General features: G+C 43.1%; 1 pseudogene. It reads right to left on the bottom strand.

Annotated elements, in window-relative coordinates:
- Positions 1 to 177, bottom strand: a pseudogene (gene narH, locus BHE89_RS01850) (nitrate reductase subunit beta); the annotation flags it as partial.
- Positions 178 to 269: the final 92 nt, after the last annotated feature.

Genomic DNA, 269 nt, shown 5'->3' with positions numbered 1-269 from the left:
TTGATCTTCCCAATTTTGGGGATACCCTGTACCTGGCTTAGTTTCGACGTTATTGAACCATGCATATTCAACGCCTTCACGGCTGGTCCAAACATTTTTACAGGTTACTGAACAGGTATGGCAACCGATACATTTGTCGAGGTTCAGTACCATACCGACTTGTGAACGAATTTTCATTATGCCTTCTCCTGTCCATTCAGGGTCTGTTGATAAGCATCACCTTCACCATCAAGCCAATCAATCTGTTTCATTTTACGCACCACAACGAA

It is taken from the genome of Shigella sp. FC1967, assembly GCF_001743005.1.
In the GTDB taxonomy this organism is placed as follows: Bacteria; Pseudomonadota; Gammaproteobacteria; order Enterobacterales; family Enterobacteriaceae; genus Proteus.
Note: the sequence above shows the minus strand (reverse complement) of the source record. Positions and strands in the feature narration are given on the sequence as shown.